This is a genomic window from Tessaracoccus sp. MC1627, assembly GCF_014164725.1.
Lineage (GTDB): Bacteria > Actinomycetota > Actinomycetes > Propionibacteriales > Propionibacteriaceae > Arachnia.
Map to the genome: position 1 here is coordinate 87,000 of NZ_JACJGA010000006.1, position 15,805 is coordinate 102,804.

The following is a 15,805-nucleotide window of genomic DNA, read 5'->3' on the forward strand; positions in this document are numbered from 1 at the left end:
CCAGTGCGCGAGATTCGTGAAGTCCTAGCAGACCTGCGCCTCGCGTTCACTCTCGTACCTTGGAGGATGCGCCCCAAGCTACTTGGCATCCTGATTGGATCCCTGGCGATCGCAGCCTTCGACCTCGTAGCGGTCGTCATCACACTGCCACTCATGCAGGTCATCAGTGGCATGACTCCCGAAGACTCAGCGGTTCTGCGTTGGATCGGTAACGTCACCGGCCTTCGGGACCAGCAAGGATTGCTCATCACTATCCTCGTCGCCGTAGTCGTCACGATCCTGCTGAAGAATCTGGGAGCTATGGCCTTCAGATGGTGGAACCTAGGGGTCGTCGCGAGGGCGACGTCAGATGCCAGCTATTCAATGCTAACGCTGTACACAACGTCACCATGGGTGTCGCACCGTCAACGCAAACGGGACGACATCTACCAGACAATGACGGGCTACGTGCCAGGGGCTTTCGCCACTGCAGGCGATGTGATTCTCCTCGCCGTCGACATCTTCTCAGCGTTCGCGGTCATGGCCGCCTTGCTCATGGTCTCCCCAAACGCAACCTTGGTGGCCCTGGTGTTCTTCGGCGGAGCAGCATGGGTTCTTCAAGCTGTCTTGAAGAGGGCTCAACTCAGGCTCGGTGAGACAGCCCGTGTCGCGAACGTCAAGAGTTGGTTCTTCCTGCAGCCTGCGATCGACGGATTCAAAGAGGCGCGCATCGCCAACGCGAGCGCTCGTTTCTCACGGGACTACGCCTCCACAAGATACGACGCCAGTGTGGCCAACCGCAGCGTGGGCGTGCTGGGCGAGGTGCCGCGATTGGTTCTTGAACTCCTCATGATCCTTGGCATCATGGTTGTTGCCGGGTTCCTCTTCCTCACGTCAAGCCAGGAGGAAGCATTCGCGTTTCTGGGAGTCTTCGCAGTCGGTTCGTTGCGGATTGTTCCTTCTCTCAACCGAGCTGTAGCTACCCTGGGGCGCATCCGCACCGCGCTTCCTAGTCTGCGCGCTCTCACACACGAGATCCGAACCCTGCGGCTGGAACCGCGGCCGACTCAAGCGGGCAGTGATACTCACTCATTTCCCATGGCCGATATCGTGTTCGACCAGGTCACATTCACGTTCCCCGATGCGGATGAACCCGTTCTGGACCGAGTCTCCGGCGTGATTCCGAAAGGCCACACCGTGGCCTTGGTCGGCTCCAGCGGCGCAGGCAAGACCACATTCGTGGACATGCTGCTGGCCCTCTTCACTCCGGATCAAGGATCGATGACCGTCGACGGAGTAAGCATCCACGATCACCCCATTGCGTGGTGGCAGCAGCTCGGAATGGTGGCTCAGGACGTCTTCGCCATGCCGAGATCCATCCGCGAAAACGTCGCCTTCGGTTTCGAGGAGGGTGAGATAGATGATGGGCGCGTTCGAGAGGCTCTCCACCTAGCCCAGCTCGACGACTTCGTCGCGGACATGCCTGAGGGGATCCACAGCCTCCTCGGCCAGCAGGGGCTTCGCCTCTCGGGCGGACAGAGGCAACGCATCGGCATTGCGCGTGCGCTCTATCGTCAGCCACAAGTGCTGATCCTCGACGAGGCAACGTCGGCGCTCGATAACGAAACAGAGTCCCGGATCACGCAGACCCTCAAGGGCCTCCATGGGAAGGTCACGATCGTGGTCGTCGCCCATCGGCTGTCCACCGTCAAGCATGCCGACCAGATCCTCTTCTTCTCGCAGGGAAGGATCGCGGCACGCGGCACCATGGCCGAACTGGTGGAATCGAACGAGGAGTTCGCCAACCTCGTCCGGCTCGGCCAGTTGAACTAGGCTCAAGAGACAACATCTCGCCTCGCGTCCCTCAGGCGCCCGACCGAACCGGTGATGCCAGTGACCGTCGACATCGTCGTCATCATCCCGTGCAAGAACGAGGCCAGCCGTCTCCCGCGGCAGTTGACCGCACTGAACAACCAGACCGATCTGAATTTCAAGGTTGTGGTCAGCGACAACGGCTCGACGGACGCGACTGTCCTGCTGGCTTCGGGCTGGGGAGCCCGATTCAGAGGCGGGATCAGCGTGGTGGACTCCTCGGAGAAACCGGGGGTGGCGCACGCACGAAACGTGGCCGCGCGGGCTACCGATGAACCGATGATCCTCATCTGTGACGGCGACGATGTGGTCCACCCAGAGTGGGTGGGCGCGATGCGCACGGGCCTGGCAACCCATGACATCGTCACCGGGCCACTCCACTTGAGGCACCCGGGCGCTCCCAACCGCGACACCATCTGGAACGGGAACAACGTCCCCACTTCCATGAATTACCGCTCCTACGCCCCCGGTGGCAACATCGGCATACGGAGGGGGGCGTTCGAAGCCGTCGGCGGCTTCGACGAATCCCTCTCTCTTGGCCAAGAGGACGTGGATCTTGGCTGGCGAGCAATTGAGCTGGGCCTTCGCATCGGTCATGCCCAGGGGGCTGCGGTGGACTACTACCAACGCGACGATCTCAGGTCAGCGATTCGCCAACAGCTTCGATACGGCAAGGCGCACGTAATGCTGTACAACAAGCACCGGCAGAATCCAGACATCCCACCCCCCGCATCGGACAAAACATCCGTTCGCTGGTTCTGGGAATGGGCCAAGCAGCTACCTAGAGCCGTCGCCGCGGGTCAGGTCAGGCCGGCCATTGCGGCCGCCGCGTTCCAGGCGTCACGCTTCTATCACTCCATCAGCTTGGGGAGGAGCCCCCTATGAATCTGCTCAGCGTGGTGATTCCACACTATGGGGCGCCCGAACCAACGCTCGCCTTGGTCAACCAGCTAACTGACCAAGCCGGCCCTCTCCGACTGGAGATCATCGTCAGCGACGACTGCTCACCCGTACCGTTCCCTCCCTCGGGCGCATACAAACTGGTGAGGCGGACTGAGAACGGCGGCTTCGGTTCGGCGGTCAACAGCGGCGCTGCGGTGGCCACCGGCGACTACCTTCTGATTCTCAACAGCGACCTGGAGATCGATCCGACATTCATCTCCTCGCTGATCGACGCGAGCGCACCATGGCAGCCGGCGGTGACCGCTCCCCGAGTGGTGACGCCCGCCGGGCGCGTCGACCACACCGCACGCTCCTGGCCGAGTATCGCCAACCAGACTCTGGAGTGGCTCACGCCGCTGGCGCGCTGGCACCAACGCGTGTGGTTCCAGCGACTCTTGGGCCATAATCCTCGGACCCTCACCACCACCCAGCCCGTCGAGGTCGATTGGCTCGTCGGGGCGGCTTTTTTGGTTCCCACTGCGGACTTTCGTGCGGTGGGTGGGATGGACGAAAGCTTCCACATGAATTCGGAAGAGATCGACCTGCAGCGCAGGTTGGCCGCTCGCGGCCTGAAGCGGGTCTACCTGCCCGCTGTCTCCGTCGTCCACGAGGGCGGCGGATCGTCGGACCCCGCCAAGCGCCGGTGCTGGCTCGTCACCTCCCAGCTGCGGTACGCAGAGAAGTGGGGAGGGTTGAGGCGTCTCCGCGTCGCACTGACCGTGGCTACGTTCATCAACTTCGCATGGAACAGCATTCGGCGGCTACGAGGAATCGACGTCCAGCCGCTGACCGTTGCACGCGAAGAGTTGTCGCTCGTCTGGACCCGGATATGAGGACCAGCCCTCGACTCCTCTTGGTGAGCCCCGTCTTCCACGGCTACTGGCGGTCGATCGAGGATGGCTTCCGCAGCTGCGGGTTCGAGATCAACTCCCACCTCTACGACCGAAAGGACCGCCTCCTCGACAAGGTGGCGTACAAGGCGCTGCACGAGCTTCCGGCCAAGGCTGGCGTCAGGAAAGACCGCGTGAACGCGACCGTCACGGCGGGCACCGCACAGGCCATCCGGGCTCATCGGCCGGACGTCACGCTGGTGATTCGAGGGGATCAGTTCGGTGAGTCTGTCTTCGCGGCGTTGGACGAGGTGGGCTCGAAGAAGATCGTCTGGCTCTGGGACGAGGTGCGACGCACGTCTCATACGGACGACTCGCTCGACCGGTACGACCACCTGATGTCCTACTCCCCGCTGGACACCGCCGCCTTCATCGCTTCGGGCCGTGACTGCCTCCACCTACCCAATGCGTTCGACCCGGCCATGTCACCCGCGCCGCGCCACGCCAACGAGGTCGTCTTCATTGGCGCGCGCTATCCACGTCGAGAGGAGCTTCTCACCCATCTCTCGGCCCGTGGTGTGCCGCTTCGCGCGTTCGGACGCGACTGGTCGCGCCACCTCCTCGACCGCGCCCGCACCTGGCAGATCAGCCGACCCGACGTCCCGTCCTCCCGTGACATCAGCCGGCTGGATGGGTATGCGCTGACCGCAGGCGCGCCGGCCGCGATCAACATTCACGGGGATCAGGACGGCTTCACGATGAAGACATTCGAGGTGCCGGGCGTCGGCGGCGTGCAGCTCATCGACCGGGACGACGTCTCCGACTTCTACGAGCCGGGCAAGGAGGTCGCCGTCTTCCACGATGAGGCCGAGTTGCTGGAGCTGTGCGAGCGCGCCATTCGGGACGACAGGTGGGGCGACGCCCTACGCCTGGCTGGGCGCAAGCGCACCCTCGCAGAGCACACATGGGCGCACCGCGCGGCGAAGGTGGCGCAGCTGTGGGCCTGAAGTACTCGGACCTGGACTCCTGGCGCCGCTGGCAGCAATCCCGGCGACGCCTGCACGTGTTGAAGGACCGCGCCCGCTCCCTCCGCCGCTCGCCAGCCCCACAGCCCGCACGCCGTTTCTGGGTTCGAGGAGCGGACCCGACGATTCTTGTGGCGTGCGACTCTGACTCCCCAACGAACGACCACGCCCTGATCAAGCCGCTCGAGACCGCCACGGACCTGGGGGCGGTCGTCGCTCATCCTGAGGGCGTCCACCTCAAGCTGGGCGGCGAGTGGACCGAGCTCGGATCGATCGACGAGGTCTGGCCGTCCGTCAGGGCGGTCGCCTCCATCGGCGACCACCTCGGGACCGGGGCATGGGCGCACGGCCTCGCCCAACGTGAACAGCGGGGGCAGCTCGTGGTCCAGCACGGCCTCCTGACCCCCTTCTCACCTCCCCCTCCACGGAACTCCCGTGTGGCGGTCTGGTCCGAGGAGGACGCCTCTTTCCTCGGACAGGGGCGGCCCGACCTCAGCTTCGTGGTGACGGGATCACCGTTGCTCGAAGCTGCGGCCAGCGCGCCCGCTCGTCACGTGAGCCGCTTCGAGACCCCCGTCTTCCTCGGCCAGCTCCACGGCGCCGAGCTGTCCCGCAGGTCAATGGCGCGATCCGTCACCGCCTTCTGGCGCGAGACGGGCTGCTGGTACCGGCCTCATCCCCGCGAGGAAGACAAGCTGTCGCGTCTTCAGCACGCGGCCTGGAGACGCGCCGGCATGCAGTTCGACGACGCGGCCCGGTTGAGCGACGTCGACCGCCCCGTGGTCAGCGCTTTCTCCACCGGGGTGCTGGAGGCGGCCGCGCGCGGAATCCCCGCGTGGGTCTTTCACCTCGATCCCCCACAATGGCTGGAGGAGTTCTGGGAGCGGTACGCGATGTCGAGGTGGGGGATGACGCCGACACCCCAGTCGCCATTGACTTCTATCGGTGGCGTCTCGGCGAGCACGCGGATCGCCCACCTGTTCGAAGGAGAGCGCCCATGACCCGGGTCGAGGTGTCCGTAGTGATCTGCGTGCTCAACGGGGCGGCGACGATTCGACGACAACTCGACGCCCTGGACGCTCAGCGGGGCCACCCGCCGTTCGACGTCCTTGTCGTCGACAACGGGTCCACCGACGCCACCCCCACACTCATCGCGGAGTGGCAATCCCGACCCGGCGCACCGACTCGGAAGCTCGCAATCGAGGCCCACGAACGCCGCAACATCCCGTACGCCCGCAACGTCGGCGCCATGACGACGACAGGCCGGATCATCGCCTACTGTGACGCGGACGACCGGGTAGATCCGGCGTGGGTCAAGGCCATCGCCGACTGCCTCTCTGGCGACGGGATCCTGGGGGGTCGAATCGAGGGGGTGAGCCCTCGAGGGGAGCCGAAGCCTGACACCTTCCCCCACGGGCTCACGCGAACTCCCTATCTCCCCCATGGCGGCAACTGCAACCTGGCGATCACCAGGAGCTGCTTCGACGCGATCGGCGGATACGACGAGACTCTCCCGCGCTACGGGTTCGAGGATGTCGACATCTGTTGGCGTGCCCAGGAGGCAGGCTTCCCCATGACGTACTGCCCCGAAGCCGTCGTCTACTTCTCCATCTCCCCAAAGACCAAAGCCATCAAGAAGGAGTTCCTCATCGCCCAGGCACGGGTGGCCATGGCCCATCGTCATCCTGGGGCGTACCAGGGATTCACGCTCCCCGGCACGGTTGCGCACCTGGCGCGCACCACAGCACTGTTGCCAGTGCGCCTGGCCCGACCCGGCGCATCAACTCGCAGCCGCCACGTGAGGCACTTCATCGACGCCTGTGGATTCATGGTTGGGTACCTCAAGTACGGGCCTCCCCCGCGGTCGGCGAAGACCCAGCGGAAGTAACGCTGAAGCCGCACGCAACCAACTTGTGCCACCATGGGAGTGATCCCCTCAACGAGGGGCATGAACGACCAGCTCGCGGGGGGGCCGCTAGATGATCATCGAGCGCCGTGTGGGCCAGTACTTGGTCCGCGATGACGAGCCGCTGCTCAGCGCCCTCAGACGGATCGACGCCAACAAGTCACGCATCGTCTTCGTCGTCGACAACCACGGACATCTAGTGGGTTCGCTCACCGACGGCGACGTGCGCCGTTGGCTGATCGCAACCCCAGACGCCCTCCTCGACTCCCCGAGTCGGCAGCCCGCGAACGCCTCCTGCGTCCGCGCCCGGATCGACGACCCGCACCAGCAGATCTCGGCGCTCATCACAGGTGCCATCAGCCACGTGCCACTGCTCGACGACCAAGGCCGCCTGGTCGCCGTCGCCAGCAACGACCGCCGCGCCCTCCAGATCGGCCGCCACCGCGTCTCCGCCGAGGACCCGACGCTGATCATCGCCGAGATCGGCAACAACCATCAGGGTGACGTCGACTTCGCCAAGGAGCTGGTCGACCTCGCCGTCGACTCCGGCGCCGATGTCGTGAAGTTCCAGCTCCGTGACATGGACGCCCTGTACCGGCAGACCGGCGCCGCCAGCGGCGGCGAGGATCTGGGCGCGCAGTACACGCTCAACCTGCTCGCGAAGTACTCGCTGAGCGCCGAGCAGATGGTCGAGGTGTTCGACCACTGCCGAGCCGTCGACGTCGACGTCCTGTGCACCCCGTGGGACTCGCCCAGCGTGAAGGTGCTGGCCGACTACGGCGTCCCCGGCCTCAAGGTGGCCTCCGCCGACATGACCAACCACACGCTCCTCGACGAGATGTTCGCGACCGGGCTCCCGCTCATCGTCTCGACGGGGATGAGCACCGAGGCCGAGATCATCGAGGCCGCCGACCTCCTGCGCTCGTCCGGCTCGCCCTTCGCCATGCTCCACTGCCAGAGCACCTATCCGGCCCCGTTCAAGGACATCAACCTGCGGTACCTGTCCCGCCTCGCGGAGATCGCGGGCGGGCCCGTCGGTTACTCCGGCCACGAGCGCGGCTACCACGTGCCGCTGGCCGCCGTCGCGATGGGCGCCCGGATCATCGAGAAGCACTTCACCACCGACCAGAGCCTCGAGGGCAACGACCACAGGGTCTCCCTCCTCCCCGGCGAGTTCCGGGCCATGGTGGCGCGCATCCGTGAGCTCGAGGAGTCGCTCGGCAACGGAAGCGCCCGCGTGGTCTCCACCGGCGAGTCGATGAACCGTGTCAACCTCGCCAAGTCGCTCGTCGCCACCCGCCGCATCAACGTGGGCGAGCGGATCGGGCGCGACGACGTCACGGTCAAGTCCCCCGGCCGCGGCCTGCAGCCCAACAAGCTCCACGAGCTCCTGGGGCGCACGGCGGGCCGGGCGATCGAGGAGGGCGACTTCTTCTACGCGGGCGACCTCAGCGACGCCCCCGTCGGCAAGCGGAACTACTCCTTCCGGCGGCCCTGGGGTCTGCCCGTGAGGTACCACGACTTCGCGAAGCTCGCCGAGGGCACCAACCCCGACTTCGTCGAGTTCCACCTGTCCTACAAGGACGTGGAGCTCGACGTCGACGAGATCTTCGCCGGACGCCTGCCGTACGGCTTCACCGTCCACCTGCCGGACTTGTACGCCGGCGACTTCATCGTCAACCTCGCCAGCCCCGACGACGTCGTCTGGGAACGCTCGATCGCCGAGACGCAGCGGGTCATCGACCTCACCCGGCACCTGACGCCCTACTTCACCCAGGACGAGCCCCCGGTCGTCATCGCCACGATGGGCGGCTTCACCGCCGACGGCTTCGTCGACCCCGGCGAGCGCCCAGCCATGTACGCGCGGATCGCCCAGGCGATCGAACGCCTCGACACCGCCGACGTCCGGCTCACCGCCCAGACCCTGCCGCCCTACCCGTGGCTGATGGGCGGCCAGCAGTACCACAACCTGTTCATGGGGCTCGACGACACGGTCGACTTCTGCGAGCAGTACGGCCAGCGGATCACGCTCGACATCTCGCACTCGAAGCTCGCGGCCACCTTCCACAAGCTGCCGTTCAGCACCTACGTCGAGAAGCTCGCCCCGCTCACCGAGCACCTGCACATCGTCGACGCCGAGGGCGTCGACGGCGAGGGCCCGCAGATCGGCGACGGCGAGGTCGACTGGCCGCTGCTCGCGAGGCAACTCGACGACCTCTCTCCCGGCGTTGGTTTCATCCCCGAGATCTGGATGGGCCACACCGACGGCGGCGCCGGGTTCTGGACCGCCCTCGAACGGTTGGAACAGTGGTTCTGACGTGACCAGGCGAGCACTGTGGGTCACCCCGGTCAGCAACCTGGCGGGCGTCTCACGCAAGATCCTCGACGCGGCCCGCGTGGGCATTCCCGGATACGCCCTCACCGTCGCCGCTCCGGCCGGCCCCGTGCTCGACAGGCTGGCGCAGCTGGGCGTCCCCACCCACGTCCTACCCCTCGACAGCTCGCCCGTCCAGGCGGTCCGCCAGCTGAGGACGATCATCCTCGACCTGAAGCCCGCCGTCGTCCACACCCACCTCGCGCGGGCCGACTTCCTCGTCCCCGCCGCGGCTTTCGGCCTGCCCACGCACCTGGTGTCGTCCGAACACGGCATCGCGGCCGACGACCGGCTCTACCACAGCGGCCGGGCCAAGGCGCTCGTCCGCCGAGCACTTCACCACGCCCGATCCCGTCGCTACGACGCGCTCATCGCCGTCAGCGAGTCGACCAAGCGTGAGATGATCCGCGCCTGGCGACCCACCCCGCCGATCCACGTCGTCCTCAACGGCGTCGACCGCCCGCAGTGCCAGCCCCGCGAGCCCGGCACGAGGTTCCTCAGCCTCGCGCGGCTGGCCCCCGAGAAGCGCATCCCGGACACTCTCCGGGCCTTCGCGCGCCTCGCCGGCGACCTCCCCGCCGCGACCCTCACCGTCGCGGGCGACGGGCCCGCTCGAGCAGAGGCCGTCTCGCTGGCCCACGACCTCGGCCTCGCCGACCGGGTCACCTTCCCGGGCTACCTGGAGCCGGAGGACGCACTCGCCGACCACGACGTTCTGGTGCAGCTGTCGGCGTGGGAGAACGCCTCGTACTCGGTCCTAGACGCCGTGGTCCACGGCCTGGGCGTCGTCGCCACCCCCGTCGGCGGCAACCCGGAGATTCTGCCTGGCCACTGCATGGCCGACGGCGACGACGTCGAGCGCGTAGCGGCGCTCCTCCGCGAGCAGGCGCTTCAGGTGGACCGGCGCCCGACGCTCCCCGGCGGCTGGCCCTCGGTCGCCGACATGACCGCCCAGATCGCGGCGGTGTACGAAGAGGTCATCGGATGAGGATCAGCTTCGCGGCCAACCACGGCGACATAGGCGGCGGCGAGGTGATGCTGCTGGCGATGGCGAGGGCGGCGCGCGCACTGGGGCGCGACGTCGAGGTGGTCACCCCCGGGGGGGCCCTCGCGGAGGCGGCCATGGCCGACGACTTCCGAACCGTCACGATTCACGCCGGCTCCACGCCCAGCTACCTGGCCAACCTCCGACGGTGGGCGCGCCAGTCCCGGCCGGAGCTGCTCTGGTGCAACGGGCTGAAGCCGGCCTTCGCCACGTCGTTGCTGCCCAACCGGGTCGTGCACCTCCACTCGCTGCCGGTCGGGCCGATGGGCGCCCTCGCTGCCATCGCAGTGCGGCGCGCGACCGCCGTCGTGGTGCCGTCGCAGTGGATGAACTCGCAGCTGGGCGGGCACCTCCGCGTCCTGCCCAACTGGACGGAGTCCCTCGCCCTGGAGCCCCTTCCGCCGCCGGCCACTCCCGCCGACCGGCCGATCCGGCTCGGCTTCCTGGGGCGGCTCACCAGCGAGAAGGGCGCGCGCGTGCTGGCTCGAGTCGTCGCCTCGCTCAACGCGTCCGACCCGGGGCGCTACCAGGTGATCGTGGGGGGCGCCTCCCGGTTCACGAGCGAGTCGGACGCCGACGACACCGCGGCCGCACTCGCCGCGCTGGACCCGCCCACCGAGTTCCTCGGCTGGGTCGACCGCGGTGAGTTCTTCTCCAAGGTGGACCTGGCCGTGTTCCCCTCGGTGTTCCCGGAGTCGTTCGGCCTCGTCGCGGCCGAGGCCATGGCGGCGGGAATCCCGTTCGTGATCTCCGACGCCGGGGCCCTGGCGGAGGTCACCGACCACGACCCCCGGTTCATCGCCAAGGCGGGCGACGCCAACTCCCTCGCCGCGGCCATCCGGGCGGCGGCCACCGCCTATCCCGCCGAGCAGATCTCACGCTCCCGGGCACGTTGGGAGGAGGAGTTCTCACCTCGCGCCGGGACGGAGCGCTTCGGGGCCCTGCTGGACTCGCTGGAGGCCCGCTGATGACACTCGCGTCGATCGTGATCCCCAGTCGTGGTGGCGCCTCGCGCCTGCCCCGGCTGCTGAACGCCCTCGCCGCTCAGGACGATCCGAAGTGGGAGGCGATCGTGGTGGTGGACGGCGACGTCGACGGGTCCGAGCAAGTCCTCGCCCGCTACCAGCACCTCCCGGTTCGGGCCATCGTGTTCCCGGAGAACCGCGGCCGGGTCGCGGCGCTCAACGCCGGCTTCGAGGCCGCCGACGGCGACGTCTTGATTCGGTGCGACGACGACCTGGAGCCCGGAACCGGCTACGTGCGGCTGCACAAGGCCGCCCACTCCGACTCGCCCGGCGGAGCAATCGGGCTCCCCCTCAACGTGTCGGCCGTGACCCCCTACTGGCGCGTCTACGGGCAGCCAACCGACCAGAGATTCCGGTCGCAGGCGTACGCCACGGACCCAGCCAAGCAGTGGCGCTACTGGGGGGGAAACGTCTCCGTCACCCGCCCCGTCCACGAGGCTGTCGGGGCCTACAGCGCCGACTACCGGGCCTACGGCTTTGAGGACGTTGACTACGGGTACCGCATCCATCAGGCGGGCTACCCGGTCCGACTGGTGGAGAATCTGGAGACCCCACACCACATGGCGGCGGTGACGACGAGGATCCGCAGCAACCGCGCCTTCCACTCGGGAGCCGCGAGGCGCATCTTCGAGGCTCGGCACGGCGTCGGGGTCCTCGGGGATCCCACCGATCTCGACCCGAGCGCGTGGAACCGTCTGGTCCTGGGGCTCGGCGGCGCGCTGAACGCCCCGCTCGTGCAGATGCTCGCGGCTCTGGCTGATGCGGCGGCCCGACTCCTTCCGTCGCCCGTGGCCCGTAAGCTCGTGGCCCTCACGGTGGAGTCGGCGGCGCTCGCGGGGTACCGCAACGCCCACCAAGTGTCGTTGGAGGTGTAATGGCAGCCCGTCCCCGCGTGGCCATCGCGCACGACTACTTCACCCAGCGCGGCGGCGCTGAGCGCGTCGCGCTGGCGATGCTGCGCGCCTTCCCCGACGCGACCCTCTACACCACCGTGTACAACCCCGAGACCACGTTCCCCGAATTGCGCGACGCCCGGGTCATGACGCTGCCCCTCAACAACCTGGCGGCCCTCCAACGTGACCACCGCTTCGGCCTCCCGCTATACCAGGGCGCGATCGACCGGGCTCCGGTCATCGACGCCGACGTGCTGCTGGTCTCCACCACCGGCTTCGCCCATGGCTTCCGCACCACCGGCAGGAAGCTCGTGTACTGCCACTCCCCCGCTCGCTTCCTGTACCTGGCCGAGGACTACCTCGGCGGGGCGCCGGCGAAGTCGCCCGTCGGATGGCTGCTCTCCGCCCTCCGTCCGAAGCTGGTGCACTGGGATCAGCGGGCCGCCCGCTCCGCGGACCGCTACCTGGCGAACTCCACCGTCGTGAGGCAGCGGATCAGCGACGTCTACGGCATCGACGCGACCGTGGTGCCGGCTCCGCCGGCTGTGAACTCCGCCGTCGCCCCCCACCCCATCGCCGCGCTCGCCGACTGGGACGAGGGTTTCTACCTGGTGGTGTCCCGCCTGCTGCCCTACAAGAACGTGGACAAGGTGATCGCCGCCTTCCGCGAGTTGCCAATGGAACGACTGGCCATCGTCGGCCGCGGGCCGCTGTCCGAGGAGCTTCGCCGCGACCTCCCGGTCAACGTGAGGATGCTCGAGGGCCTCACCGACGGGGAGCTGGCCTGGGCATACGGCCAAGCCGCGGCGCTCATCGCGCCCAGCTTCGAGGACTACGGCCTGACCCCCCTCGAGGCCGCGGCCCTCGGGACGCCGACGCTCGCCCTCCGCGCTGGCGGCTACCTCGACACCGTCGTCGCTGGGGTCACCGGCGCGTTCTTCGATGCCCCCACGGCCGGGGCGATCGGCGACGCCGTCCGGGGCAACACCGGCCGGGCGTGGGACGCATCCCAGATCCGCGCACATGCCACCGCATTCGACGAGTCGCACTTCGCCGCGGCCTTGAGGCGGCACGTCGCCGAGCTTGTGCCACACTCGTGGGCTAGCACGGAAGACGGGAGGCCACGGTGAGTACCACGGACACCACCCTGGCTGTTCCTGACGCGGACTCACCAAGGGAGAACCGCTGGCTGGAGGAGTGGGGCGACATCGTCATCCCAGTGTTCCTCCTAGGCATGCTCATCCCCGTGCGAGGGGTTGAGTTCCTCATCCCTGCCCTGACTCTTCCGGTCAACACCCTCGCCTGCGCCGCATTGGTAGGCATAGGCGTCTGGGCGGGCGCACGCTGGAAGGCGGGCAGCGTCCTGGTCTCGCTGGCCGGGACGGGGCTCGTGCTCTGGCTGGTGGGCTGGACGCTCTGGATGCACGGCCTCGACGAGCTCCGGCGCTCCCTCAACATCATCACCCTCTTCGCCGTCGCCGCCGTCCTCGGCGCCGGCCGCCTGCACGTCCGCTCGGTCACCAGGGGGGTGGTGATAGGCATGATCATCGCCCTGGCTTTCAGCGCCGCGCTCATTCCAGGCAGCAGCTACGAGGGCAGGCTCACCGGCGTGCTGGGGGACCCGAACGCGGCGGGCTACGTGCTCACGACGCTTGGATTCGCGGTCATCCAGTCACTGCGCACCCGCCGTGCCCGCCTGGCGTTCTGGGCCGTGGTGGGCATCGGGGTGCTCCTGACCGTCTCTCGGACGACGCTGTTCGCCTACGCAGTCGCCACCCTCTGGGTGTGGTTCGCGCCGCGGATTAATCGCCTGCTCAGTGTCGCGACTCTCGGAGTGTCCGCGGCTCTCTACGCCTGGATGGATGCCTTGGCGGAAGAACGGGGCTGGTTCACCGAACGCTCAGGCTCGGACGACCTCCGCGCGGCCCTCGCTCTTGCCGAACAGCAGATGGTTCGGGATGCGGGATGGCTCGGCCAGGGGCTTGGCACGGCGGAGGTACAGATCAGGGGCACCACCCTGTTCTTCCACAACAGCTACCGGGCGATGCAGACCGAGGGCGGCCTCATCGCCATGGGCCTTCTGATCGCCCTGATCGTCGGCGTCTTCCTCATGTTTCACCAGCTACCCGCGAAGGACCGACCTGTCTGGGCCGAGGGCGCGCTCATCTGCGGCCTTATCTGTTCCTTCAACATTGGCTTTTCCCTGACCAGCCCGCCGATTGCCGTGGCTCTGGGTCTCTACCTCGCCTATCACGGAGCGGCGCGTGAGCGGATTGCAGCGGAGGCGGACGGAGGTCAGTGACCTGCGCTGCGCTTCGCGGAGCGTGGAACAGTCACCGGCGGAGTGACGTCACCGGGAATGCGAGCGAGGGGCTCTGACGGGGCTGCGGCGCGTCGGACCGTGATGGGCGCGGTGTCCTCCTCGGTGAGCAGGGTGTCTCCGGTGCCGTAGTAGGCCTGATAAGCGCCGCCGTGTCCGGCGCCGTACACCACATCACCCATGCTCTTGCGATGCGCTCGATGCAGAACCGTGCCCAGTACCGAGCCACCCACCTGCTTCAGCAGCTTCGTCGCCATCCGTAACTGCTCCTTGTGCGTCTTCCCCACCCGAGCAACCAGAACCGCCCCGTCGGTGGACGCCGTCAGGAGGCCAGCGTCGGTGACCGCCAGGATCGGCGGCGCATCGGTGATCACGAAGTAGTGCTTTGAGAGGCCCGCCAGAAGCGTCTTCATGCGCCGCGAGCCCACCATCTCCGAAGGGTTGGCCGGTACCTTGCCCGAGGTGAGGACCATGAGATTCGGCTCGCTCGTGCGCTGCAACGCGTCGTCCACGGACACGTCACCCACGAGCACCTGCGAAAGCCCGATCGCGTTGTCCGCGCCGAAGATCGTGTGCTGCACCGGCTTGCGCAGATCGGCATCGATGAGCACCACGGGCTGCCCCGACCGCGCGATCAACACTGCGAGGGTGGATGAGATGGTGGACTTACCCTCGCCCGGGTTCGCCGACGTGACCACGATCGATCTGGGCGGCGAGTCGATGTTGACGTAGCGCAGGTTGGTGCGGAGCTGGCGCAGCGCCTCTCCGGCCGGACCGAGCTTGGACAGGCTGATCCGAGCCCCGGTGCGCGCCTCGGACAGTTCCTTGGTGTCCGGGATCACACCGAGGACTCCGTGCCCGGTTTCAGCCTCGACGTCCGCCATAGTGCGCACCCTCACGTCCAGCTTCGAGCGGGCGAAGGCAACGGCCAACCCAAGCCCGAGCCCGGCGCCGGTCCCGATGAGGAGGAGTCGAAGCCAGTTCGGCGAGACCGGCTCGGAGGATGCGGAGGCGGGGCTGTATGTCGCGATCCGAACCGCGACATCGTCCGGATTCGCCGGCGTCCCCTCCTCAGTGGGGGTGCGCATCTCCAGGGCGAGCGCCTCGGCGGCGAGCGCCTCGAGTCCGGCGTCGGCCAGCAGCCGCGCCTCCTCACCCGAACCGCCGGTGGCGCTGACTGTGAGCAGCGGCGTGCCCGTCACAGTACTGGCGCTGATCGATCCGTTGGCGGCCGAAGGGTTCTCCTGGATGGAGGGTGCCTCCGCGGCGCGGTCCCGCACGGCCGCCGTCCCGGCCAAGGCCACGTAGACCGCCGCGCGCTGTTGCGCGAGCGCGCTGCCGCTCATGGCGCCGCCGACGCTCGTGTTGTCCCCGGCGACGACGATGCCCGTTGCGCTCGACTGGTACACCACCGGCTGCAGGTAGGCGTAGCCCGCCGCCGCCACGAGGCCCAGGAGGGTCATGATGGCGATCAGGCGCGCGTCGTGGCGCAGAAAGCGGACGAACTCGATGAGCGTCACGTACGGAACCCCCGGACATAATCGCGGGTGCCGCCCCGCGGTCCTCCCGAGTATAGGCACCGCCCGCAGGGCAC

General features: G+C 67.7%; 13 protein-coding genes. 12 read left to right on the top strand and 1 reads right to left on the bottom strand.

From position 1 onward, the window contains the following. Nucleotides 1-3: 3 nt before the first annotated feature. The 12 genes from H5399_RS18590 to H5399_RS12860 all read left to right on the top strand — a co-directional run bounded on the left by H5399_RS18590 (nt 4) and on the right by H5399_RS12860 (nt 14,193). Nucleotides 4-1,812 (top strand): ABC transporter ATP-binding protein, encoded by a 1,809-nt coding sequence (locus H5399_RS18590; RefSeq protein ID WP_182783173.1) that lies wholly within the window; start codon nt 4-6, stop codon nt 1,810-1,812. 60 nt (nt 1,813-1,872) lie between these two features. Next, nucleotides 1,873-2,736 (top strand): glycosyltransferase family A protein, encoded by an 864-nt coding sequence (locus H5399_RS12810; protein WP_182783172.1) that lies wholly within the window; start codon nt 1,873-1,875, stop codon nt 2,734-2,736. Then, a complete protein-coding gene (locus H5399_RS12815; protein ID WP_182783171.1) occupies nt 2,733-3,626 on the top strand; it encodes a glycosyltransferase family 2 protein in 894 nt (297 codons plus the stop codon). The genes H5399_RS12810 and H5399_RS12815 overlap by 4 nt, the downstream gene beginning before the upstream one ends. A gap of 23 nt (nt 3,627-3,649) precedes the next feature. Then, nucleotides 3,650-4,630 carry a glycosyltransferase gene (locus tag H5399_RS18595; protein WP_182783170.1) on the top strand — a complete coding sequence of 327 codons (981 nt, stop codon included), beginning with the start codon at nt 3,650-3,652 and terminating at the stop codon, nt 4,628-4,630. Beyond that, entirely contained in the window at nt 4,621-5,649 is a 1,029-nt protein-coding gene (locus tag H5399_RS12825; protein ID WP_182783169.1) for an RNA-binding protein, read from the top strand. Before H5399_RS18595 ends, H5399_RS12825 begins: the two co-directional genes overlap by 10 nt. Then, nucleotides 5,646-6,536 carry a glycosyltransferase family 2 protein gene (locus H5399_RS12830; protein ID WP_182783168.1) on the top strand — a complete coding sequence of 297 codons (891 nt, stop codon included), beginning with the start codon at nt 5,646-5,648 and terminating at the stop codon, nt 6,534-6,536. The genes H5399_RS12825 and H5399_RS12830 overlap by 4 nt, the downstream gene beginning before the upstream one ends. 91 nt (nt 6,537-6,627) lie before the next feature. Then, a complete protein-coding gene (locus tag H5399_RS12835; RefSeq protein ID WP_182783167.1) occupies nt 6,628-8,871 on the top strand; it encodes an N-acetylneuraminate synthase family protein in 2,244 nt (747 codons plus the stop codon). A 1-nt stretch (nt 8,872) separates the two neighbouring features. Then, on the top strand, nt 8,873-9,916 hold the full coding sequence (locus tag H5399_RS12840; protein ID WP_182783166.1) for a glycosyltransferase family 4 protein: 1,044 nt from the start codon (nt 8,873-8,875) through the stop codon (nt 9,914-9,916). After that, the gene (locus H5399_RS12845; RefSeq protein WP_182783165.1) at nt 9,913-10,941 is read left to right on the top strand and encodes a glycosyltransferase family 4 protein; all 1,029 of its coding nucleotides are present in this window, start codon (nt 9,913-9,915) and stop codon (nt 10,939-10,941) included. Before H5399_RS12840 ends, H5399_RS12845 begins: the two co-directional genes overlap by 4 nt. Continuing rightward, complete coding sequence (locus tag H5399_RS12850; RefSeq protein WP_182783164.1) at nt 10,941-11,873, top strand: glycosyltransferase family 2 protein; 933 nt, start codon at nt 10,941-10,943, stop codon at nt 11,871-11,873. Before H5399_RS12845 ends, H5399_RS12850 begins: the two co-directional genes overlap by 1 nt. Then, entirely contained in the window at nt 11,873-13,021 is a 1,149-nt protein-coding gene (locus H5399_RS12855; protein ID WP_182783163.1) for a glycosyltransferase, read from the top strand. The genes H5399_RS12850 and H5399_RS12855 overlap by 1 nt, the downstream gene beginning before the upstream one ends. After that, nucleotides 13,018-14,193, top strand: coding sequence for an O-antigen ligase (locus H5399_RS12860; protein ID WP_182783162.1), 1,176 nt, complete (start codon nt 13,018-13,020; stop codon nt 14,191-14,193). Before H5399_RS12855 ends, H5399_RS12860 begins: the two co-directional genes overlap by 4 nt. Here the strand turns inward: H5399_RS12860 and H5399_RS12865 are convergent. Then, nucleotides 14,187-15,731, bottom strand: a complete 1,545-nt coding sequence (locus tag H5399_RS12865; protein ID WP_182783161.1) for a polysaccharide biosynthesis tyrosine autokinase — start codon at nt 15,729-15,731, stop codon at nt 14,187-14,189. The genes H5399_RS12860 and H5399_RS12865 overlap by 7 nt on opposite strands. Nucleotides 15,732-15,805 lie beyond the last annotated feature (74 nt).

What these genes read in the sequence shown, in the direction of transcription:
- H5399_RS12830 (WP_182783168.1), top strand. Translation starts at nt 5,646, where the DNA reads ATGACCCGGGTCGAGGTGTCCGTAGTGATCTGCGTGCTCAACGGGGCG.
- H5399_RS12850 (WP_182783164.1), top strand. Translation starts at nt 10,941, where the DNA reads ATGACACTCGCGTCGATCGTGATCCCCAGTCGTGGTGGCGCCTCGCGC.
- H5399_RS12845 (WP_182783165.1), top strand. Translation starts at nt 9,913, where the DNA reads ATGAGGATCAGCTTCGCGGCCAACCACGGCGACATAGGCGGCGGCGAG.
- H5399_RS12855 (WP_182783163.1), top strand. Translation starts at nt 11,873, where the DNA reads ATGGCAGCCCGTCCCCGCGTGGCCATCGCGCACGACTACTTCACCCAG.
- H5399_RS12835 (WP_182783167.1), top strand. Translation starts at nt 6,628, where the DNA reads ATGATCATCGAGCGCCGTGTGGGCCAGTACTTGGTCCGCGATGACGAG.
- H5399_RS12815 (WP_182783171.1), top strand. Translation starts at nt 2,733, where the DNA reads ATGAATCTGCTCAGCGTGGTGATTCCACACTATGGGGCGCCCGAACCA.